Below are 21,361 nucleotides of genomic sequence, written 5' to 3' on the forward strand. Positions count from 1 at the left end.
TCATTCCGAACCCGCCGTCGGCAAGCAAGCACAGGAGACGATCATGGAGATCAAGCATCCGACCGAGGACGACCAGCCGGGCCGCTGGGGCGGTCGCGCCGGCCATGTCTGGGTCGAGAAGCAGGAGTTGCTGGACGGGCTGCTCAAGCCCTTGGAGGAGCTGCTCGTCGAGGGGCTGTCCACCGCGGCCGGAGGCCGGGTGCTCGATGTCGGCTGCGGCACCGGGAGCACCACGGTGGCCGTCGCCCGGCGGCTCGGCCCCGAAGGGCGGTGCGTGGGCGTCGACATCTCCGAACCGATGATCGGCGCCGCCCGGGACCGCGCGGCCAAGGCGGGCGTACGGGCGTCGTTCGTCGTGGCGGACGCGGCGGACCATCCGTTCGAGCCCGCGACCTTCGACGCCGTCGTCTCGCGCCTGGGCGTGATGTTCTTCGACGACTCGGTACGGGCGTTCACCCACCTTCGGCGTGCCGCGCGGCACGGGGCCGGGCTGCGGTTCGTCGCCTGGCGTGGGCCCGAGGAGAACCCGTTCATGACCACGGCCGAGCGGGCCGCCGCCCCGCTCGTCCCGCAGCTGCCGGCCCGACGCCCGGACGGCCCCGGGCAGTTCGCCTTCGCGGACGCGGACGTGGTCCGCGCTGTCCTGGCCGAGAGCGGGTGGGGCGAGATCGGCATCCAGCCGGTCGAACTGCCCTGCGTCCTGCCGACGAGCGAGCTGGTGGGCTACTTCACCGAGCTCGGCCCCCTCGGAATGCTTCTCCCCGACCTGGACGAGGAGATCCGGCCGCGTGTCGTCGACACGGTCCGCGCCGCCTTCGAGCCGTTCGTGCACGGTCCCGAAGTCCGCTTCACGGCGGCCTGTTGGGTGGTGGACGCCAGGGCGGCGGGCTGACGCCCGCCCACCCACAGGGCGCGACATTTCGGTCGTCAGTGAGGGAAGGGGACGTACGATGCGGGAGCGGCGCCGCCCGGCCTCCCCCGTCACGAAAGGCCCCCCGATGACGAACAGCGACACCGCCGTGCTCGACGACCCGGTGGGCTCGTCACTCGGCGGTCATCACGCGCATCTCGCCCAGAGGCTCGGCCGGGCCGCCACCTATGTGCCGGGGGTCGCGTCCTTCTCGGCGGTGCCCGCCGACGCGGCGGCAAGGGACTGGGCCGATCTGGCCCAGCTGCTCGGGGGCGGGCAGTTCGCCGATCTGTTCAGCTGCCCGGCCATCCCGCCGTCGGACTGGGAACCGGTCTTCGTCCTCGAAGGCCGGCAGCTGGTCCGGCCCGGCAGCGGCCCGGCCGAGCGGGCGGACGACGTGAGCGGTGTCGACGTGGTGGAACTGGGCGCGGCGGACGTCCCCGAGATGCTCGACCTCGTCACCCGCACCGAACCGGGCCCGTTCTGGCCCCGCACCCATGAGCTCGGCACCTACCTCGGCGTCCGCGACGGCGGCCGGCTGGTGGCCATGGCGGGCGAACGGCTCCGGCCGCCGGGCTGGACCGAGATCAGCGCGGTCTGCACGGCACCGGAGGCACGCGGGCGCGGCCACGCCCGCCGCCTGATCGGCGCGCTCGCCGCACGCATCGAGTCCCGGGGCGAACGCCCTTTCCTGCACGTGGCCGAGACCAACACCGGTGCGCTCGCGCTGTACGAACGACTCGGCTTCGAGAGCCGCACGCACGTCACCTTCCGCGGGTTCCGCACACCGTGACAGTCCCCACCGGGCATCGGCTGTCTCGCCGAGCGGGATCATGATCTCGGCGCGCGGATCGCCGCCGTCGCGCCGACGGCTGGTCACGGCCTCCGCGACGGCCCGCACCTGCATGGCCATCAGGCCGGGCGCGCGCCCCGGGAGGACCAGGAGGTGCAGCTGCTGAACGGCGCGCTGCGGCCGCGGCGCGGCTCGTATCCGCACGTCGACGTCCCCGAGGACGTGGTGCTGTTCTCGCCCGCCGAGGCGCCGGCCCACACCGCCCGCGAGTCCGGCCTCGTAGTCACCGGACACCGATCGGGCGGCACCGGGCCGGCATCCGCTGGAGCAGGCGCGCTGCCCGGTCGTCGTCGTACCGGCGTGAACCCCGGTCGGCCCTCGCGCCCGGGCCGTTCGGCCCCTGTGGGGCACAGCGGTCGCGTCGCACCGTGAAAGACATGCAGAGGCGTGGTCGTATCGCCGTCATCGGCGTCGGGAACGAGTTCCGGCGCGACGACGGCGTGGGCTGGGCCGTGCTCGCCCGTCTGGGCGAGTGCCCGTTGCCGCCGGACACCGACCTCGCCACCTGCGACGGCGACCCCGGTCGGCTGATGGGCCGATGGGAGGGCGCCCGGCTCGCCGTAGTCGTCGACGCGGCCCACGCCCACCCGGGCGACCCGGGGCGCGTCCACCGCCTGGGCCTCGGCGAGGGGGTCGAACTCGGCCGTGTCCTGGGTCGGCTGCCGCAACGGCTGGTCGTCTACGCCGTGGAAGGCGCCGACAGCACGCTGGGCACCGGACTCTCCCCCGCTGTCGCGGAGGCCGTCGAACCCCTCGTCACGGCCATCACGGACGAGATCGCACAGGAGACGCGCGAAGCGGCGAGGAGGCCGGCATGACCGTACGCCGCTTCCGGGTGGAGGGGACCGTGCAGGGTGTGGGCTTCCGACCGTTCGTCCATCGCACCGCGTCCGCACTGGGCCTGTCCGGCTGGGTGGCGAATGTCAACCATGGCCCGGGTGCGATGCGACACGTCCGGCTGGCCGACGGTCCGACGAAGCTGTCGCACCAGGACGGTTTCCGGGTACGGCACAGTGTGCCCCGGATCTGCTGAGGGACGGGGCGACGGCTCAGAAAGCGAGGAACGGGGCGGCGGCTCGGTGCCCCGTGATCCTGGGTGCAGTCAGCCGGTCTTGTGGCCCCACCTCGGACCGACCCGGGCCCATTCCGCGTCCCACTGTGCCATGCGGCGCCGGTCCAGACGCCCGTGCAGGGGCCAGCCGAGGGGGAGGACGAGCACACAGACGCACACCGCGGCCGCCGCGCCCAGCACGGCACCCTGGAGTTCGGCTTCCTCGCTGCTCACGGGCGGGGGGACGAGGTTGCCCTCCCGGTCCAGCCACACCTTGGTCGTGCTGCCGGCCTTGATGCCGCGTTCGACCCGGGCCAGTCCGGTGCGGCCCTTGCCGTCCGCGGCCGTCCAGCGGACCTTGGCCCAGGCGTACTCGTCGGAGGACGTGGTCGAGGAGACCGTGCCGGTGGCGTCCTGCACGAGAACGGCCGGGACGGCATGGCGTTGCGCCCGACGGTCGTCGAGACTCTGCTCCACCGCGTGCGCGGTCACCATGCCCGCGACGGCTCCCGCAGCGACGGCCAGAAAGCACAGGGCCAGCAGCAGCCATGCCTCGACGATGTCACAGCGGCGTCGCAGCGGACCGGCCCGCCAGCGCCACAGCCACACCTTGTGTACCTTCGGGCGCACTGTCCGTGTCATGCTCCGACACCTCCTCGCGGCCGAGCCGCCAGCCCTGCGGAGGCCGCGCGGGCAACGCGCTCACTCCAGTGCCGGAGCGTCTCGGCGCCCAGCACCGGGGACTCCGCCCGCTGGGCGGCGGCCCGGCTCTCCGGCGCGCCGTCGAGACCCACGGTCAGGGTGCGGGGCATGATCTCCACCTCCCCAGTCGGTCTGACGACTACAGCGTCTCGGCCGGAGCGTTCGGGGTGCAGGGGCCGCAGGGTCCCTGAGCCGGGCCGGTCGGCCCCATCGGGTCCGGCCAGGGGTACGGGCTCAGGCGTGCGGGACGACGGCCACGGGACAACGGGCGCGGTGCAGCACAGTGCGGGTGATCGGCCCGATGGGCGACCGATCGGGGCGAACGTCCCGATGCCTGCGCCCCAGGGCGAGCAGTGCGGCTTCGGCCGAGGCACGCACCAGTTCGGCGACGGTTCCCTCGACGACGCTCTGGACGACGGGGACCGCCGGGAACCCCGGAGCTGGCCGAACTCGGCGAGGACGTCCACACCGAGGGCGCCCTCCTGGGCCGACCTGGTCATGGTGATCGGTGAGACAGAGCGACTGCTGCGGTTCACCCGGGATGCCGGGCAGCGCGCCACCCGCGACGCCGTCCGAGCCGCGGCCGCAGAACTTTCTGGAACGTGTCCCCCTGCGGGACTTCGGCGCCCACCGGCACCCGTCCGTGCCGGCCGCTCGCCCCTTCGGAAATGGCCGGTGTTCGGCGTGCTGTCGACCGCGCACGACCGCAGGGCCGACGGGGTGCGCGCCGGACAGGCGCTCGAACGAGTCCTGCTGGTGGCCGCCGCCCACGATGTGCCGGCGTCCTTGCTGCGCCAGGCGCTGGAGTGGCCGGATCTGCGTGAGCAGTTCGCGTCCACGGAGGCGACCGCCACGCCCGCGCCCCGATGGTGATCCGGCTCGGCTACGGCCCCGGAGGCGCACTGGCCGCACCGCTCCCGCGGTAGGCCTGCTGGGCACTCGGAGGGGCTCCCAGGTCTCAGGTGACGTCGAGGACGTCCCGCACAGGACGCCGGGGTGTGGCCGGGCCCTGCGGCCCATAGCCGAGGCGCAGCACCATCTGGACGGGCCCCCGGCCCGCCACCGGATCGCGGGCGAGCGTGCGCAGGTCGCGGCTCTCCAGCGGGTGAGAGGTCAGCGAGCCGGCCAGCCCCGCCGAGGTGGCCTCCAGAAGGACGCGCTCCAGCGCCTGCCCGGCCCGCAGCCAGTCGGTCGGCGTGTCCCCGGGTGTGGCCAGCAGCGCCAGGTGTGGACTGCTCTCGAAGGAGACGGTGCCTCGGTCGGCCACGGGGCGGCGGCCCGCGAAGTCCCGCAGCGGCGCGCGGCCGTCTCGCCTACGCGGCCCGAAGGCGTACTCGGGCACTCCGTCGGTGGCGATGTCGGCCTCCGGGCCGAGCCGGGTCCACCGTCGCAGGTCCTCCGTGCCGGCCGGGTCGAGGGCGTCACGGCTCTCGGCGTCCCGGACCAGGTCCAGGACCGTCTCGACATGCCAGAGGCCGGGGAACAGCAGGTCGGCGCCCTCCTGGGCGGCCGCTGCCCGCAGCGTGTCCCGTACGTCTTCGGGGAGCTCTTTGTCCTCGAAGGGGTAACGGCTGGTGTGCCGTCGGTTGATCGCGGGATACAGGCGCACCAGATCGGCCTCGACCGCCCCGGCTCCGACGTCGGCGTCGGAGTCGGGGAGCCGGACGGCGGCCAGCACCATCGGGTCGTCCGCGTCCGGTTGCAGCCGGACCCGCGGGGACAGACCCGCGTGCGCGGCGGCCACGCGCAGGTTGAACAGCGCCGCACCGCAGCCGATGTGCAGCGCCCTGTTGTCGGGGTCGGAGCGAGGCATGGCCCGGCTCGGGTCGGCGCGCAGCACCAGGAGGCGCTCGCCGGTGACGAAGCGGAACCTCCAGGGCTGGGCGTTGTGCATCGACGGTGCCGCCGTCGCGTCGGCGACCAGCGAGGCCACCGTCTTCGTGGCCAGTTCCTGCTCGGTCATCGTGACCTCCTCGGCCCGGGCGCGTACGCCACGCCGGCCTGTATGTCGTCAGGGCCGAGCGGTACCCGCATCGGCGTCCTCGGACGGTTGCGACGAGACGGTCCGACACCTCCACCACGTTCTCGCCCTCGATCCCGCGGGCCACGACCCCGGGCCCCGTTCGCCTCGTCGTGGCGGACGAGCGCCTGCAACAGCTCGCCGCGGCTGATGACGCCCACCAGCCGGTCCTGGCAGTCGGTGACGAGGACGTGTCGTTCGGCGCTCGATCCCCGGCAGCTCCGCCCGCAGCACGTATCGGGGTAGCTGCTCGATCATGCCGCTCATGTCTCCCTCCCTCTTGTCTGCTTCCTTCCTTCTCGTCACTTCCAGCGTGGCGCCGCGCAACCGTGCCGCGCGTGGGCCGACCAGTCCCGTCGGGGTACCGCTCGGCCCTGGCGCAGCCCTGACTCCGCGTAGCTGACGTGGATGCCGCGGTCGGTCAGGAGCTCGGGCAGATCGCCCAGTTCGTGCTGGGCCCGGGGGCGGCGAGTTCGTGGACCGCAGCAGCACCACCACCGTGAGTCCGTACAGGACAGTGTGGGATTCCGGAGTCGGCACCAGCCAGACCGTGCAGAGCTCGCAGGTCGCCCGCACCCCGGCCGCCTTCGATGGCCACGTCGGCGCCGAAGGCCCGGGCGGCGTCCGGGCTGCCGTCAGGAAGATGTCTGCCAGCAGGACGGCCTCGCGGTTGGCCTGGCCCCCGCCGCCCCGGCACCGGCCGTAGGAGTCCTCGCGGCAGCAGCCGCAGCGACCGCGGGCGGTGACGCGGGAGACGAGGACCCGGTATCCCGGCCGTACGGTCCGCACATCACCCCCGACCTCGACGATCTCGCCGACCGCCTCGTGAAGATGTGCAGGTCCGTTCAGCAGATGGTGACGTCCTGGTAGATACCGGTCGCCTTGTCGCCCTTCGCCCCGGCGGGCAGCCGGACGCAGCGGGCGAAGGTGCCGTACCGGAACTCGGTGCGGTGCTGCTCGGTGAGCTACTCGCCGCGCAGCGTCAGCAGCCCGTCCTCCACGGTGATCTCGACGTCCTCGATGCGAATGGCGTGCAGTCCGGGCACGCCGCGCGTTCAGCGCCCTGCCGCATGCGTCGTCAGCTCGTCGGCGATGCCCTGGGCCCACTCCTCGATGAGGGCGAAGTCACGGAAGTCGCCGCCTTTTCCGTTGCGGACGATCATCTGGGCGAAGCGGCCCCTGGCGCCTTCCAGCAGGCAGCCGCCGAAGGTGACATGGCCGCGGGCGTCGAGCCGGGTCATGGCACGCCGTACACCGGGCACGGGTGGAATGTCCTTCTCCCCGGCCGAGGCGTCCAGCGGTCCGCTGCTGAAGAGCCACAGCGGCTTCTCGGCGAGGGCGCGGTGATGGCGGCGCACGAAGCGGCGCGCGTGCCGGTGCCAGCGCCCCGCGTACAGGCCTCCCCCGACCACCACGGCGTCGTACTCCGCGACGCTCTCGACGGATCGGGCGGGCCGCGCCCAGGCATGGAGACCGGCCTTGTTCAGGACCTCGGCGACGGTCTCGGCGATCTGTGCGGTGGATCCGTTCGTCGTCCCGTAGGCGACCAGTACGCCATCCGACATGACGGTCCACCTCCTCTCCAGCTCAGAGCTTGCGCAGCCAGTCGTCGGCGACGCCGTGCACGGCCTGCTCGGCGGGTTCCACGTGTGAGTCGTCCAGGCGGTGGGTGAGCTTGCTGACTACGTCGACCACGCCGTCGATCTGGCGGGTCATCGAGACGGCGATCTCCGTCTCGCTCCTGCGTTCCATGTGTCCGGAGAGCGTGACGACGCCCTCCGTCACGGACACGTCGACGCCGCGCGGCGGCAACCACAGGGCGCGGACCAGTACCTCGTCGATGACCTCGGCGCGGATCGCGGCGTCGGGGCGCAGGAAGACCTGGAGCAGGTCGCGGCGGGTGACGATGCCGACCAGACGCTGCTCCTCGTCGAGGACGGGCAGCCGTTCGATGTGGTGCCCGGCCATGGTGCGGGCGGCCTCGACGATGGTGTCGTCGGCGAAGACGGTGACGGGAGGTGCGGTCATCAACTGGCCTGCCGTGCGGGCCCTCGCCTTCACCGCACGGGCACGGCCCCGCCGGGTGAGCGTGGCGAACCGGGAGCGCTTCCTCGGCTCGTAGGGGTCGGGAGCGTCGGCCTGGCGAACCATGAGATCGGTCTCGGACAGGACACCGACGACCTTCTCGTCGTCGTCGACCACCGGCAGTCCGCTGATGCGGTGTTCGCCCAGCAACCGGGCCACTTCCTTGAAGGGTGTGCCGTACCGGGCGCGGACGACGTCCGTGGTCATGACGGAGCCGACCTTGTTGTGCTTCATGGTTGTCCCTCCTCAGCGGAGACGGCGCAGATACGGGTCCTGGGGCCTGCGGGGCAGCAGGCGTACGCGCGCATCGAGCACGGTGGCTCCGCCCGGTGTCGCGAGAACGGGGTTGAAGTCGGCCTCGGCGAGCTGCGGCAGGTCGCTCGCCATGCGGGACAGCCGCAGCAGCAGTTGTTCGAGGCCTTTGAGGTCGACGGGCCCGTCACCGCCGGCTCCGAAGAGGAGCGGGGCGCAGCGCGGCGCCGTGATCAGGTCGTGGACGTCGTGGTCGGTGAGCGGGGCGAGCCGGGCGGCGTGGTCGGAGAGGATCTCGGTGGCGGTGCCGCCGAGGCCGAACAGGACGAGGGGCCCGAAGACCTGGTCCTGCACGACGCCCGCGAACAGCTCGATGCCCCGGTCGGCCAGGGGCTGGACGACGACTCCGGTCAGCAGGCCCGCGAACCGGGTCTCCAGGTCGCGGTAGGCGGCGCGCACTTGGGAGTCGCCGCGCAGGTCGAGATGGACCGCGTGCTGGGCGCTCTTGTGCAGCAGACCCGGCCAGTGGCCCTTCATGACGACACGGCCGTCGGCGCCGCGCAGGCGTTGGGCGGCCAGCACGGCACCGTCCTCGGTGTCGGCCCATGCCCAGGGCAGTTGGGGGATGCCGTAGCAGTCGAGGAGTTCGGCGCAGCCGCGGGGATCGAGCCAGCCGCCGTCGGGGTGGACTTCGAGGTATGCCGTGACAACGGCGTGAGCGCGTTCCGTCTCCACGCCCTTGAGCTCGGGGACCGTCCCCGCGGGCCGGGCGAGCCAGGCCGCACGATGGGCGGCGTGGGCCAACGCCCGTGCCGCCGCCTGGGGTTCGGCGTACGACGGAACACTGCCGCCGCCCTGGGCGGTGGGCAGCAGTTCGACGGGCAGGGCCTGTTCCAGCCGGACCGCGACGACCGGCTTCGTCCTCTGTCCGGGGGCGCCGGTAAGAGCCCGGACGAGGTCGTCGCCGGTCGCCGCGGCGACCGCCGTGGGGACCAGGGCCACGAGGACGGCGTCGATGCCGCCGTACCGCATGATCCGGTCCACACAGTCCCTGAGCTGCCCCTCCGAGACGGCGGCGGTGGCGTCGACGGGGTTGCCGACGGCGGCGCCGTCCGGGAGTACGGCGAGCAGGTCGTCGATGAGTTCGGGGGCGGGCGTGGGCAGGGTCAGCCCGGCCTCGGCGCAGGCGTCGGCCGCGAGAACGCCCGCGCCGCCCGCGTTGGTGACGATCAGGACGCGGGGTCCCGCGGGCAGCGGCTGGGCGTGCAACAGGGCGGCCGCTTCCAGGAGTTCGCCGACGGAGCGGGTGGCGGTGATGCCGGCCTGGGTGAACAGGGCGGCGCGCGTCATGGTGCGGGTGGCGGCGGCAGCGGTGTGCGAGGCGGCGGCCCTGCGGCCCGCCTCGGTGCGTCCCGCGTCGACCGTGAGCACCGGCATGCGGCGGGTGACGCGGCGGGCGGTGCGGGAGAAGGCGCGGGGGCTGCCGAAGGACTCCAGGTGCAGCAGGGCGAGGTCGGTGCGGTCGTCGCTCTCCCACCACTGGAGCAGGTCGTTGCCGCTGACGTCGTACTTGTCGCCGAGGGAGACGAACGAGGAGACGCCGATGCCGAGCCGGGACATCCCGTCGAGCAGGGCGATGCCGACGCCGCCGGACTGCACGGCGACGCCCGCGGTGCCGGGGCGCGGAGGGGCGGCGGCGAAGGTGGCGTCGAGGCGCAGGGCGGGGTCGGTGTTCGACAGGCCCAGGCAGTTGGGGCCGACGAGGCGCATGCCGTGCTCCCGGCAGGCGGCGAGCAGGGCCTGCGCCTGGTCGGCGTCCAGGCCTGCGGTGACGACGAGCAGGGCGCGTACTCCGGCCTTGCCGCACTCCTCGGCGGTCGCGGGGACCGCGGCGGCGGGCACGGCGAGGACCGCGAGGTCCGGCGTCCTGGGCAGGGCGGTGACCGACGGATGGCAGGGCACGCCGAGGATGGCGTGCGCGGCCGGGTTCACGGCGAGCAGCCGGCCGGTGTAGCCGCCCGCGTGCAGCTGGTGCAGGACGGCCCGGCCGACCGAACCGGGCTTGCGTCCGGCCCCGACGACGGCCACGGTGCGGGGGCGCAGTAGGGGTTCCATGCTGACGATGTCGGCGGCCCGGCCGCGTTCCTCGACCGCGCTGAGATAGCTGTCGCTGTCGTCGAGGGCGATGGTGCAGCGCACCTCGGGGCCATCGAAGCGGCGGGCGGTGCGCAGTCCGAGGTCGGCGAAGAGCCGCAGCACCTCGTGGTTCTCGCTGAGCGCGTCGGCCGTGAAGGTCGTGATGCCCGCGGCGCGGGCGGCCGAGACGAGATGTTCGACGAGCAGGGTGCCGACGCCGCGGTGGTGGATCCCGTCGGCGACCGCGATGGAGATCTCGGCCGTGTGCGAGTCGGAATCGCCGCCGGTGTCGTACTCGGCGAGCCCGATGACCTGGCCCTCGGTTTCGGCGAGCAGGGCCCGGTGGCCGACGTGACGCGGGGCGCAGGCGCGGTCGGCGGCCATGGCCGCGGAGCGGCGGCTCGCGGCGAAGAAGCGCAGCCGCAGGTTCTCCGGGGACATCTCCTCGTACAGGCCCTGGAGTTGGTCGTGGTCGTCCCGCCGCACCGGGCGGATGCGGACCGTGCTGCCGTCCGCGAGCAGGGCGTGGACCGGGGGCCTGCCGAGTGCGTCGTCCGTCATGACGGATCTCCTCACGGGTCTTGTCGACACTTGGAGCGTCCAGCGGAGCCGGGGCCGCTCCCATGGGCCGCCCGGGCGGCCCCGCTGGGCCGGTCGGCCCTCGTTCACCGGGACCTGCCCGCCGGGTGGCCCGGGCTCCGGGTGGGCCCGGACGCGATACGGCGCACGGGCTCCTCCTCTTGACGCACACACTCGCCGCGCCGTCCACCGACCGAGGTCCTGGACCGCGCGGCGAGTCCAGGGTTCACGCCGGGTGCGGGACGACCGCCACCGCGCAGCTGGACTGGTGCAGTACGGCGTGGGTGACCCGGCCGAGTTGCGGCCCGAGGTGTCCGCGGCGCCGCTTCGCCCCCACCACCAGCAGGTCGGCGCCGTGCGAGGCGTCCGCCAGGACGCGGCGGGCGTGGCCCTCGACCGTGCGCGGCCGTGTCTCGACATCCGGCGGGGCGTCTCGCAGGGCCTCGGCGAGGGCCTTCTCGGCGCTCTCCTCGTGCAGACGGGCGGGAGCGTCGGCGAGCAGCGGGTGGTCGGTGGTCTCGTGCGCGGGGCACCGCCAGGACCGTACGGCGTCCAGGGCCGCTTCGCGTCGCCGGGCCTCCTCGTAGGCGAACCGTCGTACGGCCGCCGTCGCTTCGGGGTCCTCGCCGACGCCCATGACGACGCGGCCGTGGGTCCCGTGGGACGCCTTGGTGTCGTGGTTGCCGCGCAGCACGATCACCGGGCAGTGGGCGTGGGCGGCGACGGTCAGGCTGACGGAGCCCAGCAGCGCCTCGGCGACCCCGCTGCGGCCCCTTGTCCCCACCACCAGCACGGAGGCGTTGCGGCTCTCGTGCACCAGGGTGTACTCGGGCTCCTCGAAGGCGACGTCGGTGGTGACCTTGAGCTCTGGCTGCCGGGCGTGGGCGCGCCGGGCGGCACCGGCGACGACGTCCTGGGGCAGCACCTCGGCGGAGGGCTTGCCGAGCTCCTGGGCGAGGGCGGCACCCTCGTAGCGGTCCCAGCGGCAGGCGTACACCACGTGCAGCGGCACGCCTCGCAGCGCGGCCTCGTCGGCCGCCCAGTCCGCGGCGCGCAGGCTCGGTTCGGAGCCGTCGACGCCGACGACGACGGGCAGTTCCATCACGTTCACCTCCCTGTGGCGAGGTCGAAGACGATGCGGGCCTTGACCTGGCCGCGCAGGACGTCCTCGATCGACTCGTTGACGGACGAGAGCGGCCGGGTCTCGCTGATGACCCGGGTGCGGCCGGCCGCGTGCAGCTCGAACACCTCGGCGAGGTCCTGCCGGGTGCCGACGATGGAGCCGATCACACTCGTTCCGTTCAGTACGGTGTCGAAGATCGGGACCTGGATCGTGCCGTGCGCGGGCAGGGCGACCATGACGAGCCTGCCGCCGCGCCGCAGTCCGGAGGCGACGGCCGTGAACGCGGCCTCGTCGACGGCGAGGGCGATCGCCGCGTGGGCTCCGCCGTGCTGCTTGAGCACCTGGGCGACGTCCTGCTTGCGCGCGTCGATGACCAGGTCGGCGCCGAGTTCCGCGGCGAGTTCGAGCTTGTCGTCGGTGACATCGATGGCGGCGACGGTGGCGCCCGCGATCTTCGCGTACTGCACCGCGAGATGACCGAGCCCGCCGATGCCGGAGATCGCGACCAACTGGCTCGGGCGCACTTGTGCGACCTTCAGTGCCTTGTACGTCGTCACGCCCGCGCAGGTCAGCGGGGCGGCGTCGACGGCGTCGACCCCGTCGGGCACCGGCTGGGCGTAGTCGGCCCAGGCGAGCATCTTCTCGGCGTAACCGCCGTCGCACCCGTACCCGGTGTTGATCTGCTGCTCGCACAGTGTCTCCCACCCGGACAGGCAGTGCTCGCACCGTCCGCAGGCCTTGCCGAGCCACGGCACGGCGACGCGCTGTCCGAGGCTCAGGTGGGTGACACCGGCGCCGAGTTCCTCGACGATGCCGACGCCCTCGTGGCCGGGGACGAACGGGGGGCTGGGCTTGACGGGCCAGTCGCCGTGCGCGGCGTGGATGTCGGTGTGACACAGGCCGGAGGCCTCGACCCGGATACGGACCTGGCCGGGGCCGGGTAGGGGGTCGGGGCGCTCCTCGATGACCAGGGGCTCGCCGAAGGCTCGTACGACGGCTGCCTTCATGGGTTCAACTCCTCTGTCGATCAGGTCAGTTGTGGGCGACGACCGCGACGGGCGCGACGGCGTGGTGCAGGACGGCGTGCGCGACGGGACCGATGTGGGCGCCGAGGGGGTTGCGCCGGATCCGCCGGCCGACGACGACCAGACAGGCGTCGGTGGCGGCGTCCACCAGCCGGTTGCCGGGGCTGCCGGAGGCAGGGGCCTCGGTGACCTCGACGTCCGGGTACTGCTGCCGCCAGGGCTTGAGCACCTCGGTCAGGGCCGCCGCCTGACGGCGGGCGATCTCGTCGTGCAGGTACGGGTCGGCGGACAGGCCGTAGACGTAGTACGGCGGAAGGTTCCAGCCGTACACGGCCCGCAGGCCGGTTCCCCGCCGGGCGGCCGTCTCGAAGGCGAAGCCGATGACGGCGTCGTGGGGGCCGTGCGGGTCGACGCCGAGGACGACGGGCTTGAAGGGAGTGGCGGCGGACGGGATGCCGGCCGGATCCGCCTCGTGCTCGTCGGCGGCCTGCTCCCCGGCACGGACCAGGACGACGGGCCGCTCGGCGTGGGCGATGACGGACAGGCCGACCGAGCCGACCATGAATCCGCCGATTCCGCTCAGTCCGCGGGAGCCGAGGACCAGCACTTCGGCGTCCTCGGCGGACTTGGTGAGAATCTCGGAAGCGCTGCCCGTCAGCTGCTCCACGCCCACCTCGACACCGGGGTGCCGCAGCCGCAGCCCCTCGGCGGCCTCGCGGGGCACGCGCTCGCTCCAGTGCTGCTGGGTCTCCGCGCCGAGGAGCGGGGCCTGGGCCATGGGGTCCGGGACGGGTTCCCAGACATTGACGATCTTCAACGGCAGGCCGCGCAGCTTCGCCTCGCGGGCTGCCCATTCGGCGGCCGCCCGGCTCTCGGAGGAGCCGTCGAGACCTGCGACAACGGTGCGCACCATGGTTCTGCCTCCTGTCGGTTTCTGTGTCCAGCGTCGTCCCGGGCGACATGGGCGCAGCAGGGGCCGCAGGTCCCCACGAGGGGCCGACCGGCCCACCCGCCAGTGGTACCGCCGAAGGACTGAACGGTCCCTTTGCCACCCGGCGTACGCTCGCCGAACCTGAAGGCAGCCGACGAAAGGAATCCCATGTCGAACGGTTCGGGCAGACGCGAACCGGGGTGGCGCCGACTCGCGCCCGGCATCGCCACGCTGTCCGGATACCGCCGCGCCTGGCTGCGCGGCGATCTGCTGGCCGGGGTCACCGTCGCTGCGTATCTCGTGCCTCAGGTGATGGCGTACGCGGGCGTGGCCGGGCTGCCACCGGTCGCCGGGCTGTGGGCGATCCTGCCGGCGCTCGGCCTGTACGCGGTACTGGGCTCCTCGCGGCTGCTGTCGGTCGGCCCGGAGTCGACGACCGCCCTGATGACGGCGACGGTGGTGGCGCCTCTGGCGGGAGCGGATCCGGACCGCTATGCCCCGCTGGCCGCGGCCCTCGCCGTGACGGTCGGGCTGCTGTGCCTGGCGGCCCGGCTGCTGCGCCTCGGTTTCGTCGCCGACCTGTTGTCCCGCCCGGTCCTGATCGGCTATCTGGCGGGCGTGGCCCTGATCATGATCGTGGACCAGCTGCCCAAGCTGACGGGGGTGGACACGTCGGGATCGGGCTTCTTCCCGCAACTCCGGTCGTTCTTCGCCGACTTGACGGAACTGGACCCCGCGACCACGCTCTTCTCCGCAGTCGCGCTCGCGTTCCTGTTCACGGTGGCGTGGCTGCTCCCCACGGTCCCCGGCCCGCTCCTCGTGGTGATCCTCGGCACGGCGGCCGTGGCCGTCTTCGACCTCGACGACACGCACGGCCTCAAGGTGATCGGCGAGGTCCCCTCGGGCCTGCCCGCGTTCGCGGCCCCCGATCTCACCATGCTGCCGGACCTGGTGCTGCCCGCCCTGGGTGTCCTGCTCGTCGCGTACACGGACTTCATCCTCACCGCCCGCGCCTTCGACCCCCACGACGAGGGCGGCCGGGGTCTGGACGCCGACCAGGAGTTCCTGGCGCTGGGCGCGATCAACCTCGGTGCCGGATCACTGCAGGGCTTCCCGGTCAGCAGCAGCGCCAGCCGTACCGCGCTGGCCTCTTCGGCCGGCGCCCGCAGCCCGGCGTACTCCCTGGTCGCGGGGGCGGCCGTGCTCGCCGTCCTGCTGTTCCTCAGCCCCCTCCTGACGCGCACCCCGTCGGCGGTGCTCGGCGCGCTCGTCGCTTACGCCGCGGTGCGCATGATGGATCTGGCGGGCTTCGCCCGTCTGGCCTCCTTCCGCCGCCGCGAACTGTTGCTCGCGCTCGGCTGCCTCGTCGGCGTGCTCACACTGGATCTGCTGTACGGCGTGCTCGTCGCCGTCGGCCTGTCCGTCGCCGAGCTGCTGAGCCGGGTGGCCCGGCCGCACGACGCGATCGAGGGGCTGGTGCCCGGGGTGGCCGGCATGCACGACGTGGACGACTATCCCGACGCCCGCACCGTCCCCGGACTGCTCGTCTACCGCTACGACTCCCCGCTGTTCTTCGCCAACGCGCAGGACTTCCACCGCCGCGCCCTGGAAGCCGTCGACCAACAGACCACCGCCGTGCGGTGGTTCGTCCTCAACACGGAGGCGAACGTCGAGGTCGACATCACCGCCTTGGATGCGGTCGACGAGCTGCGGCGCGAACTCGCGGGCCGTGGGGTCGTGTTCGCCCTCGCCCGGGTGAAGCAGGATCTGCTGGACGACCTGGAGGCGTACGGACTCGTGGAGTCGGTGGGCCGGGAGTTGATCTTTCCGACGCTGCCGACGGCGTTGGCGGCGTACCGGCGATGGTCCGACACCCGGTGAGCGATGCCGGTCAGCCGACCGGCAGGTCCGGCCGGACCAGCGTCCCCGAGCGGCCGTGCACTATCTCGTACGCCGCGTCCAGCGCCCCGATCGCCGCCAGTTGACCGGTGTGCTCCACGAACCGGGCGGCGGCCTCGGCCTTGGGGCCCATCGAGTCAGCGGCGTAACCGGCGGCGCGGAGTTCGCCGGGTGTGGCGTCGAGGACCGACCGCCGCTCGGGGGTGCCGTAGTCGGCGTAGACGTTGGGGACGTCGGTGAGAATGAGCAGGAAGTCGGCCTTCACGTCCTCGGCGAGCCGGGCCGCGGCCAGGTCCTTGTCGACGATCGCCTCCACGCCGCGCAGCGCGCCCGTGGAACGGTCGGCGACGACGGGGACGCCGCCACCGCCCGCGCACACCACCACGCTGCCCGTCTCGAGCAGCACCCGGACCGTGTCGCACTCCAGCACCCGCTCGGGCCGCGGTGCCGGCAGCACCCGCTGTCGGCCGCCCCGCACCCTCGTCATCGCCCAGCCGTACTCGTCCGTCAGGAAGTCGGCGACGTTGTCCGGGTAGGCCGGTCCGACGGCCTCGGTGGGCCGCGCGAAGGCCGGGTCGTCGGCGCGCACCTGGGTGTGGGTGAGCAGGGCGACGACTCGGCGCCCGGGCAGCGCGTTCCGCAGGCCGTGCACCAGGAGGCTGCCGATCAGGCCCTGGGTCTGGGCGCCGAGCAGATCGACCGGGCAGGGCGCGCCGAGCGACCGGTCCGCCGCGCTCTCGGTGGCGAGGAGGCCGAGCTGCGGAGTGTTGCCGTGGGTGATGACCAGGTCGTGCTCATGGGCCAGGGGCGCGACCGCGGTCGCGACGCGGACGACGTTCGCCCGCTGAACGCCCGCGTCGGGGCGGTCACCGCGGCGCAGCAGGGCGTTGCCGCCGAGGGCGACGACGATACGCATGGCTGGACTCCTCGTGCCGGGGCCGGTGGGGCTCACGCCCATCGAACGGCGTTCCGCCCCCGGACCGCAGGATGCTGAAGGGCTTCGAAGGACCGCCGGGTGGCCCACGGACGGGGCCGGACGGCCCATGGCCCGGGCGGGTCCGGGCGGCCACGCTGGTGGTGGTAGCTCCGTATGCCTCCCCGGATGTCCGTGACTCCCCGTCCTCGACTCCGTCAGGCACACGACCCTCTGGAGGCACGCCATGAACGCACCCGCAACGATGAGCATGCCGCGGGCGCTGCCTGCCGCGCACCGCGACCGTCTGCTGGGGATCGCCCGTGAGGTCTCCTTCCCCGAGGGCGTCCGGCTCTTCGAGGAGGGCTCCCGCGCCGACCGATTCTGGATCGTCCGCACCGGCACGGTCGACCTCGACATTCGGGTGCCGGGACGACGGGCCGCGGTCATCGAGTCCATCGGACACAACGAACTCGTCGGTTGGTCCTGGCTGTTCCCGCCGTATGTCTGGCATCTGGGCGCCGGAACCGCGTCGCCGCTGCGGGCCTACGAGTTCGACGCGGACGCGGTACGCCGACTGTGCGAGGACGACCCCGAGTTCGGCCGGACGATCGCCCGGTGGGTCGGCGAGGTCGTCGCGCATCGTCTGCAGGCGGCCCGTACGCGGCTCCTCGACCTGTACGCCCCCTACGGCAGCGGCAGCATGCGCTGACCGCGCCCGTACCGAGGACCCCGTAGCGAAAGGCCGACGAGCGAAGGAGCCACCGTGTCCGGTACCCCGCACATCGTGAGTGACGTGATGACCCGCGACGTGGTCTGTGTACACCGCGACGCCGTCTTCAAGGACATCGTGCGGACCATGCAGGACCGCAAGGTCAGCGCGCTGCCCGTGGTGGACGGCGGCGGCCGGGTCGCCGGCGTGGTCTCCGAGGCGGATCTGCTGCCCAAGGAGGAGTTCCGCGACAGCGATCCGGACCGTTACACCCAGCTGCGCCGGCTGTCCGACCTGGCGAAGGCGGGTTCGGTGACGGCGGGCGAGCTGATGACCTCGCCCGCCCTGACCCTCGGCCCCGACGTGACGCTGTCGCAGGCCGCGCGGACGATGGCGCGGGCTCGAGTCAAGCGGCTGCCGGTCACCGACGCCGAGGGGCGACCGGTGGGCATCGTCAGCCGGGCCGACCTGCTCAAGGTGTTCCTGCGCGACGACGAGGACATCGCGGAGGAGGTGCGGCGTGAGGTCGTCGCCTACCTGTTCCCCACGCACGCGGACACGGTGGCGGTCGAGGTCCACGACGGTGTCGTACGACTGGGTGGCCGGGTCCGTGACAGGTCCCTGGTCCCCGTGGTGGCACGGCTGGTCCGCGCGGTGGAGGGGGTCGTGGACATCGAGTTCCGGCTCGACCAGGACGACGACCCCGACCTCGGCTGATCCGGACCCGCGGGCCCTCCGCCGCTCCTGTGCGCAACGCTGCTCGGGTGCCCGGTGATCATCTTCACGGGGACCCCGGCCGAACGGCACAGCGCCATCGCCGTCGCGGGAGGCGGGGAAACCGTCCACGGCCAGAAGGACCGGCCCGGCCGGTGGGACGCGTCGGTTCCTCCCTCAGGAGGGGGGCCATGGCACGACAACCTCACTCCGGCCTCCTGGAAGGTCGTCTGCAACGACAGCGGGACGGGCCACTGCTGGACCAGGGTGACCCTCGCCTCGAAGGGCCGTCCCACCGCGCGGGCCGACCCGGGTTCAGTCGGCCAGGACCAGCCGCCCCGTCTCTCCCGGCGCCAGACGCACCGACCGGTCCGGCAGCCGTACGTCGATGGGGGTGGCGTCGGACGACGGCACCGTGATCTCCAAGCCGCCCCGCTCCAGGCGCAGGCGTACGCCCCAGTGGCCCCGGTAACGGAGCTCGAAGCCGTACGAGGAGAGTTCCGGCAGGGGCACCGGGTCGAGCCACAGGGCCCCGCCCCGGGTCTCCAGGCCGGTCAGCCCTCGTTGCACCAGATCGAGCGTGCCGGCCATGGCGCCGAGATGGATGCCCTCGCCGGTCGTACCGCCCTGCACATCGGCGATATCGCCCTGGAGGGCCTCGTGGCAGTACTTCCATGCCTCCGCCCGCCGTGCCCGGGCCAGCACCCACCCGTGCACCAGACCGCTGAGGGTGGAGCCGTGGCTGGTGCGGCGCAGGTAGTGGTCGACCGTCCGGCACCATGTCTCCTCGTCGAGCCGCAGCCCCAGCCGGCGGAACAGGCCCCGCAGTTCCGCCGGGGAGAACAGGTAGCCGAGCATCAGCACATCAGCCTGTTTGGACGCCTGGTAGCGGTTGACGGTGTCGCCCTCCGCCTCCAGGATCCGGTCCAGGCGCCGGATGTCGCCGTAGCGCCTCCGGTAGCCGTCCCAGTCGAGTTCGACGAGATCGCCGTAGCCCTCGAACTGGCTGATGACTCCGGCGTGGAAGGGCACGTGCAGGGTGCGTGAGACGTCCTCCCACAGTTCCAGCTCGCCCCCGTCCAGGCCGGTGCGCTCGACGAGTTCGCGCCGGCGGGGTTCGGGCAGGGCCCGCAGCAGTTCCAGGGTGCGGGTCAGGACCCAGGCCGCGGTGACGTTGGTGTACGCGTTGTCGTCGAGACCGGGTGTGCTCGCGCCGGGGTACGCCTCGTGATACTCGTCGGGGCCGACAACGCCCTTGATCCGGTGCCGACCGAGACGGTCGTCGTAGACGGCCGAGTCGGCCCAGAAGCGGGCGATCTGGAGCAGCATCTCGGCGCCCTTGGTGTGCAGGAACTCGGCATCACCACTGGCCTCACAGTACTCCCAGACGTTGTAGGCGATGGCCGAGCCGACATGGTGCTGCAGCCTGGAGTGGTCGGGCAGCCAGCGGCCGGAGCGCGGATTGAGGTGGAGCTGCTGGGTCTCCTCGCGGCCGTCGCTGCCGCTCTGCCACGGGTACATCGCCCCCTTGCGGCCCACCTGTCGCGCGGCCGCGCAGGCCTGCTCCAGGCGGCGGTGGCGGTAGCGCAGCAGGGCACGGGAAACCTCGGGGAAGTGCAGATTCAGGTAGGGCAGGACGAACAGCTCGTCCCAGAAGACATGGCCGCGGTACGCCTCGCCGTGCAGGCCCCGCGCGGGCACACCGACGTCGAGGTCGGCGGTGTGCGGGGAAAGGGTCTGCAGCACGTGGAAGAGGTGCAGCCGCAGAATGCGGCCCCCCTCCCCGGCCACGTCCAGGGCCGCCCGGCGCCACAACTGGTCCCAGGCGGTGAGGTGTGATTCGAGCAGTTCGTCGAAGCCCGGGGACCGTTCCACCCGGTCGACCGCGGCGTACAGCGGATCGCTGATGGCCGGGTCGCGAGAGGTGTGCAGGGCGACGGTCTTGTCCACGGTCACGGTTGTGCCGGACGTCAGGCCGAGGCGCACCTCCTGGACCGCGCGGTTCGGTTCGTGCCGGGCGGTGGCGATCCCGTCGGCGGTCAGCCGGGCAGCCATGCCGACGCGGATGTCCGAGGTGCGGGTGCGGCAGCGCAGCCACACGGTGTCCGGTCCGGCGGAGCCGGCGTGCACATGGGTGAGATGACGGCCGTCCAGATCCCGGTACCGGGGCACGCCCGCGTTGGTGACACCGCCGTCGAGAGCGGCCTCGACCTCCAGCTCCCCGGCGAAGCCCTCGGCCGTGAACTCGGTGCGCAGGACGGCCAGATGGGGGTCGGCCATGTGCACGATCCGCTGCTGCCGGACCGCCAGCACCCGTTGCGCGCCGAGGTCGTAGCGCGTGTGCCGCTCCAGCATCCCGGAGGCCAGGTGCAGGGTCATCCGGTGCGCGAGCACCGGGGTGTCGTCGGGGGTGACCCAGTCCTCACCGGACAGACGGAAGCGCAACGGCAACCAGTTGGGGAGGTTGACCATGTCCTCGTTCTCGACCTCGCGGCCCGCGACCTCGGAGGTGAGCCGGTTGTAGCAGCCCGCGACATACGTGCCCGGGTAGTGCACGTCGTCCGCCGCGCACTCCGGCAGTGCCCCGCGGGTGGCGAAGCCGCCGTTGCCCAGCGTGCACAGCGACTCGCGGAGCCGTTCGTCGGCGGGCGTGTAGCCCTCGTACTCCCAGGTCCAGCCCGTCACTTCGTCTCCCCTGCCACGACCAGTTCCGCGAGGTCGCGTACGACGACATCGGCACCCCTGTGCCGCAGTGCGCCGCCCGAGTCCCCGGTCCCGGCTCGATCCACACCGATCACGAGAGCGAATCCGCCCCGTCGGCCCGCCTCCACTCCGGCCAGGGCGTCCTCCACCACCGCGGCCCGGCACGCGGGGACACCGAGTCGTCGCAGCGCCTCCAGGAACAGGTCCGGCCTGGGTTTGCCCGGCAGGGCGAGCCGGGCGGCCTCGCCGCCGTCCACGAGCACGTCGAACAGGTCCAGCACACCCGCGTGGTCGAGCAGTTCACCCGCGTGCCGGGACGCCGAGGCGGCCGCGACGGGCACCCCCGCCCGGCGCAGGGCACGCACGAGGCGGACAGTGCCCGGGTAGGCGTCGACGCCGTGCGCGCGCAGCCGCTCGGTGAACAGCCGCTCCTTGTCCGCGGCGACGGCCCGCACGGTGTCCTCGGAGGTGTCGAGGCCGCGGGAGGCGAGGAAGGCGGCGGCGCCGTCGAGGCGGGACTTGCCGTCCACATGGCGCAGATAGTCGTCCCGCACGTCGAACGGCCGCCGCTGGGCGGGGTCCGCGGGCGGATGCGCGCGCAGGAACGCGTCGAAGGCCGTCTTCCATGCCGCGGCGTGCACCCGGGCCGAGTCGGTGATCACTCCGTCGGTGTCGAACACCACGGCACGGATGCCCCGCAGGGCGGGGGCGACCCGCTCGCCGGGGTCCGCGTGTGTGCGGGGGCGGCGCACG

At 73.0% G+C, this 21,361-nt stretch carries 21 protein-coding genes and 2 pseudogenes; 9 read left to right on the top strand and 14 right to left on the bottom strand.

Features of this window, described 5'->3' with window-relative positions; translation table 11 throughout:
• Nucleotides 1-43: 43 nt before the first annotated feature.
• Both ACIHIX_RS36995 and ACIHIX_RS37000 read left to right on the top strand, forming a co-directional pair.
• A complete protein-coding gene (locus ACIHIX_RS36995) occupies nt 44-892 on the top strand; it encodes a class I SAM-dependent methyltransferase (protein ID WP_399964155.1) in 849 nt (282 codons plus the stop codon).
• A 106-nt stretch (nt 893-998) separates the two neighbouring features.
• Complete coding sequence (locus ACIHIX_RS37000; RefSeq protein WP_399964157.1) at nt 999-1,703, top strand: GNAT family N-acetyltransferase; 705 nt, start codon at nt 999-1,001, stop codon at nt 1,701-1,703.
• Between the two features lie 20 nt (nt 1,704-1,723).
• Here the strand turns inward: ACIHIX_RS37000 and ACIHIX_RS37005 are convergent.
• Nucleotides 1,724-1,832, bottom strand: a pseudogene (locus ACIHIX_RS37005) (pyruvate, phosphate dikinase); the annotation flags it as partial.
• A gap of 24 nt (nt 1,833-1,856) precedes the next feature.
• Here ACIHIX_RS37005 and ACIHIX_RS37010 point away from each other — a divergent pair.
• From ACIHIX_RS37010 to ACIHIX_RS37020, 3 genes are read left to right on the top strand one after another with little or no spacing between them, the layout of a single operon-like run.
• Nucleotides 1,857-2,135 (top strand): hypothetical protein, encoded by a 279-nt coding sequence (locus tag ACIHIX_RS37010; RefSeq protein WP_399964159.1) that lies wholly within the window; start codon nt 1,857-1,859, stop codon nt 2,133-2,135.
• A gap of 5 nt (nt 2,136-2,140) precedes the next feature.
• Nucleotides 2,141-2,581, top strand: a complete 441-nt coding sequence (locus ACIHIX_RS37015) for a hydrogenase maturation protease (RefSeq protein WP_399964161.1) — start codon at nt 2,141-2,143, stop codon at nt 2,579-2,581.
• Nucleotides 2,578-2,796 carry an acylphosphatase gene (locus tag ACIHIX_RS37020; protein ID WP_399964163.1) on the top strand — a complete coding sequence of 73 codons (219 nt, stop codon included), beginning with the start codon at nt 2,578-2,580 and terminating at the stop codon, nt 2,794-2,796. Before ACIHIX_RS37015 ends, ACIHIX_RS37020 begins: the two co-directional genes overlap by 4 nt.
• Before the next feature lie 69 nt (nt 2,797-2,865).
• On the opposite strand, the gene ACIHIX_RS37025 is transcribed toward ACIHIX_RS37020, so the two are convergent.
• Both ACIHIX_RS37025 and ACIHIX_RS37030 read right to left on the bottom strand, forming a co-directional pair.
• Nucleotides 2,866-3,456 carry a hypothetical protein gene (locus tag ACIHIX_RS37025; protein ID WP_399964164.1) on the bottom strand — a complete coding sequence of 197 codons (591 nt, stop codon included), beginning with the start codon at nt 3,454-3,456 and terminating at the stop codon, nt 2,866-2,868.
• Complete coding sequence (locus ACIHIX_RS37030) at nt 3,453-3,626, bottom strand: hypothetical protein (protein WP_399964166.1); 174 nt, start codon at nt 3,624-3,626, stop codon at nt 3,453-3,455. Before ACIHIX_RS37030 ends, ACIHIX_RS37025 begins: the two co-directional genes overlap by 4 nt.
• A gap of 220 nt (nt 3,627-3,846) precedes the next feature.
• On the opposite strand from ACIHIX_RS37030, the gene ACIHIX_RS37035 reads away from it, so the two are divergent.
• Nucleotides 3,847-4,389: a hypothetical protein gene (locus ACIHIX_RS37035; protein ID WP_399964168.1), complete on the top strand. Its 543-nt coding sequence runs from the start codon at nt 3,847-3,849 to the stop codon at nt 4,387-4,389.
• 85 nt (nt 4,390-4,474) lie between these two features.
• On the opposite strand, the gene ACIHIX_RS37040 is transcribed toward ACIHIX_RS37035, so the two are convergent.
• The 8 genes and pseudogenes from ACIHIX_RS37040 to ACIHIX_RS37075 all read right to left on the bottom strand — a co-directional run bounded on the left by ACIHIX_RS37040 (nt 4,475) and on the right by ACIHIX_RS37075 (nt 13,649).
• A complete protein-coding gene (locus ACIHIX_RS37040; RefSeq protein ID WP_399964170.1) occupies nt 4,475-5,479 on the bottom strand; it encodes an Acg family FMN-binding oxidoreductase in 1,005 nt (334 codons plus the stop codon).
• Between the two features lie 687 nt (nt 5,480-6,166).
• Nucleotides 6,167-6,364: pseudogene (locus tag ACIHIX_RS37045) on the bottom strand (alcohol dehydrogenase catalytic domain-containing protein); the annotation flags it as partial.
• A 227-nt stretch (nt 6,365-6,591) separates the two neighbouring features.
• Nucleotides 6,592-7,101 (bottom strand): flavodoxin domain-containing protein, encoded by a 510-nt coding sequence (locus tag ACIHIX_RS37050; RefSeq protein ID WP_399964173.1) that lies wholly within the window; start codon nt 7,099-7,101, stop codon nt 6,592-6,594.
• A gap of 22 nt (nt 7,102-7,123) precedes the next feature.
• A complete protein-coding gene (locus ACIHIX_RS37055) occupies nt 7,124-7,855 on the bottom strand; it encodes a CBS domain-containing protein (RefSeq protein WP_399964175.1) in 732 nt (243 codons plus the stop codon).
• Nucleotides 7,856-7,867: 12 nt separating this feature from the next.
• Nucleotides 7,868-10,570: a GNAT family N-acetyltransferase gene (locus ACIHIX_RS37060; RefSeq protein ID WP_399964177.1), complete on the bottom strand. Its 2,703-nt coding sequence runs from the start codon at nt 10,568-10,570 to the stop codon at nt 7,868-7,870.
• A gap of 244 nt (nt 10,571-10,814) precedes the next feature.
• Nucleotides 10,815-11,690 carry a universal stress protein gene (locus ACIHIX_RS37065; RefSeq protein WP_399964179.1) on the bottom strand — a complete coding sequence of 292 codons (876 nt, stop codon included), beginning with the start codon at nt 11,688-11,690 and terminating at the stop codon, nt 10,815-10,817.
• 5 nt (nt 11,691-11,695) lie between these two features.
• Complete coding sequence (gene adhP / locus ACIHIX_RS37070) at nt 11,696-12,718, bottom strand: alcohol dehydrogenase AdhP (RefSeq protein WP_399964181.1); 1,023 nt, start codon at nt 12,716-12,718, stop codon at nt 11,696-11,698.
• A 25-nt stretch (nt 12,719-12,743) separates the two neighbouring features.
• The gene (locus ACIHIX_RS37075; RefSeq protein WP_399964183.1) at nt 12,744-13,649 is read right to left on the bottom strand and encodes a universal stress protein; all 906 of its coding nucleotides are present in this window, start codon (nt 13,647-13,649) and stop codon (nt 12,744-12,746) included.
• 186 nt (nt 13,650-13,835) lie between these two features.
• Between ACIHIX_RS37075 and ACIHIX_RS37080 the strand changes: the two genes are divergently transcribed.
• On the top strand, nt 13,836-15,548 hold the full coding sequence (locus tag ACIHIX_RS37080; protein WP_399964185.1) for a SulP family inorganic anion transporter: 1,713 nt from the start codon (nt 13,836-13,838) through the stop codon (nt 15,546-15,548).
• Nucleotides 15,549-15,558: 10 nt separating this feature from the next.
• Here the strand turns inward: ACIHIX_RS37080 and ACIHIX_RS37085 are convergent, their stop codons facing one another.
• Entirely contained in the window at nt 15,559-16,482 is a 924-nt protein-coding gene (locus ACIHIX_RS37085; protein ID WP_399964187.1) for a carbamate kinase, read from the bottom strand.
• Nucleotides 16,483-16,726: 244 nt separating this feature from the next.
• Here ACIHIX_RS37085 and ACIHIX_RS37090 point away from each other — a divergent pair, with 244 nt between their 5' ends.
• Nucleotides 16,727-17,191, top strand: a complete 465-nt coding sequence (locus tag ACIHIX_RS37090) for a Crp/Fnr family transcriptional regulator (RefSeq protein WP_399964189.1) — start codon at nt 16,727-16,729, stop codon at nt 17,189-17,191.
• A gap of 54 nt (nt 17,192-17,245) precedes the next feature.
• Nucleotides 17,246-17,908, top strand: coding sequence for a CBS domain-containing protein (locus ACIHIX_RS37095; protein WP_399964191.1), 663 nt, complete (start codon nt 17,246-17,248; stop codon nt 17,906-17,908).
• A gap of 312 nt (nt 17,909-18,220) precedes the next feature.
• Here the strand turns inward: ACIHIX_RS37095 and ACIHIX_RS37100 are convergent, their stop codons facing one another.
• Both ACIHIX_RS37100 and ACIHIX_RS37105 read right to left on the bottom strand, forming a co-directional pair.
• Nucleotides 18,221-20,590: a glycoside hydrolase family 65 protein gene (locus tag ACIHIX_RS37100; RefSeq protein ID WP_399964193.1), complete on the bottom strand. Its 2,370-nt coding sequence runs from the start codon at nt 20,588-20,590 to the stop codon at nt 18,221-18,223.
• Nucleotides 20,587-21,360 carry an HAD family hydrolase gene (locus tag ACIHIX_RS37105; protein WP_399964195.1) on the bottom strand — a complete coding sequence of 258 codons (774 nt, stop codon included), beginning with the start codon at nt 21,358-21,360 and terminating at the stop codon, nt 20,587-20,589. The genes ACIHIX_RS37100 and ACIHIX_RS37105 overlap by 4 nt, the downstream gene beginning before the upstream one ends.
• Nucleotide 21,361 lies beyond the last annotated feature (1 nt).

Origin of the sequence: Streptomyces sp. NPDC051913 (genome assembly GCF_044593635.1) — a bacterium.
Lineage (GTDB): Bacteria > Actinomycetota > Actinomycetes > Streptomycetales > Streptomycetaceae > Streptomyces.